The following is a 2,477-nucleotide window of genomic DNA, read 5'->3' as shown; positions in this document are numbered from 1 at the left end:
CCTACCTGGACGCGCGATGGAAAAGGTAATCAAACCGACTACGCGTATCACGCCGAGTCAGGGCAAATAGCAAAGATTACCTACCCTGCCAATAAACATGGAATACGCGCAGAAACTCGTTATACCTACGAACAAAAATACGCAAATTATTACAATGTCAGCGGCGTAAAGGCACAAGCCAGTATCCCTGTCTGGTTAAAAACCGAGGAAAGCTATTGCATTAATAGTAGCGCCTCCGATGGGGACTGCTCGGATAACGATGAAGTGATCACGCGGTATGAATACGAACACGACAATCTTTTTCTCACGGGTATGACAGTGACTGATCCCCAGGGAAACACCTTGCGAACCTGCTATGCGTATGATGATTACGGCAACCGCATTGGCGAGACTCAGCCCAACGCCAACCTGGCCAGTTGTGATTAACAAAGGACTGTAGCGATGAACAACAAGAACAATGTCTTCAATGGGTTTACGTGCGCCTCTTTTCTGATCTCACTGCTTGTGTGCGACGTTTTATTCGCTGCACAAACAGCCGCGCCGTTCACCAGCGGTGCCCGATATGATCTGGCGGGCCGGCTCACGGGTACTATTTCACCAGACCCGGATGGCTCCGGGTCCTTGTTATACCCTGCAACCCGTAACACCTATGAAAATGGATTATTGGTTAAAACGGAAAGCGGGCAATTATCCAGCTGGCAAGATGAAAATACCGCACCGGCTGATTGGTCGGGATTCACTGCAGAAAGCACATTTGTCTTCGCCTACGACCAATTCGGCCGTAAAACGGTTCACGCTGCCCTGGATAAGCAGGGGGCGATCAAGCGGCTGACGCAATCAAATTACGATACCAGGGGGCGCGTGAACTGCAAGGTCGTGCGTATGAACCCGGGAGCCTATACGACAGCCACGTTCGCCGCTTTACCGGATGCCTGTACACCGTCTTCTACTGCGAATGGCTATGATCGTGTCACCCGATTCACTTACGACAACCTGGATCAGATTCTCACAGAAACCCGAGCCTACAATACGCCCTTATCACAGGTTTATGTAACCAACACCTATTCTCCGGGCACGCGTTTGTTGCAAACCCAGACCGACGCGAATGGCAATAAAACCGAGCTGCGCTATGACTCAACAGGGCGACTGATTCGTCGCGTATACCCATCCAAAACGGCCGCCGGGCAACTGAATGAAGCGGATTACAATTCCTACACGTATGACGACAACAGCAACCTGCATGTCGAGCGCAAACGCAGTGGCGCCACGGTGACTCACACCTACGATAATAACAACCGGTTAATTAAAAAAGATCTTTCAGTCAACACCTATTCCGCGGACGTATTCTACAACTACGACTTGAGGGGGTTAACGCTATCATCACGTTTTGGCAGTGACAGTGGCCAGGGCATCACGAATGTCTTTGACGGTTTCGGCAACCTGACCAGTAGCTCAACGAATGTCGGCGGAAACACCAGGACACTCGGTTACCGGTACGATAAAAACGGTAATCGCACACGCATCACCCACCCGGACAGTCACTTTTTTGAATATGGGTTTGACGGGATTAATCGGGTCAATAGGTTATCCCAAGGCACGTCCCCTGTCGCAACGGCGGGCGTGAGTTCACTGTTGAGTGTGTCCTATCGCGGAAATGGCAGCCGCTATCAAATAACGCGAGCGTCCGGTTCCGTCACGACCTATGCAACGGACGACCTTAAGCGACTTGATAGTTTGACCCAGGACTTCGCCGGCACGACCAACGATCTGACCAATTCCTTTGTGTATAACGCTGCCAGCCAGGTCACGCAGTTCACGCAGAGTAACGATACCTATCGTTACCAGGGTGAGGAAAATAAAACCGGCAGTTATGTTCCCAATGGGTTAAACCAATACACCCACATCAATGGCCAGCCGATGGGATACGATGCAAACGGCAACCTCATCAATGACGGCTCAACCATTTACACCTATGATATGGAAAATCGTCTGGTGGCGACCTCGGGTGCTAACACGTCCAGCCTCCAGTACGACCCGCTGGGGCGCTTGCATCAGTCGACGATCAATGGTGTTGTCGCCCAATTCTTGTACGATGGCGATGCGCTGGTTGGCGAATACAACAGCGCCGGTACATTGATTCGCCGTTACCTCCACGGCGACCAGGTGGATGAGCCCTGGGTGCAGTACGCCACTAACAGCACGGCCGCAACCTCCCGCAGCTATCTGCATGCGGATCATCAGGGTAGTATCATTGCGCACTCCAACAGTTCGGGCGCTGGAACACAAAAGCTGGCCTATGACAGTTTTGGGATTCCCAAGTCCACCAATGTGGACCGCTTTGGCTATACGGGACAAATCTGGTTTAAAGAGCTGGGATTGTTTCATTACAAGGCGCGGATGTACGATCCAAAGCTTGGACGCTTTTTGCAGACTGATCCGATTTTTTACGCAGACCAGATGAATATGTATGCGTATGT

Annotated in this window: 2 protein-coding genes; both read left to right on the top strand. The window is 51.4% G+C overall.

The features are described 5' to 3' along the window. Positions 1–426, top strand: a 426-nt coding sequence (locus ACSV5M_RS21660) for a hypothetical protein (protein WP_439178933.1), incomplete at its 5' end; no start/stop codon positions are given. Positions 427–441: 15 nt separating this feature from the next. Beyond that, positions 442–2,477, top strand: a 2,036-nt coding sequence (locus ACSV5M_RS21655; RefSeq protein ID WP_439178932.1) for an RHS repeat-associated core domain-containing protein, incomplete at its 3' end; no start/stop codon positions are given.

The sequence above is a fragment of the Cellvibrio sp. ARAG 10.3 genome (assembly GCF_051846955.1).
Classification (GTDB): domain Bacteria; phylum Pseudomonadota; class Gammaproteobacteria; order Pseudomonadales; family Cellvibrionaceae; genus Cellvibrio.
This window is presented reverse-complemented; position numbering and strand designations above follow the sequence as displayed.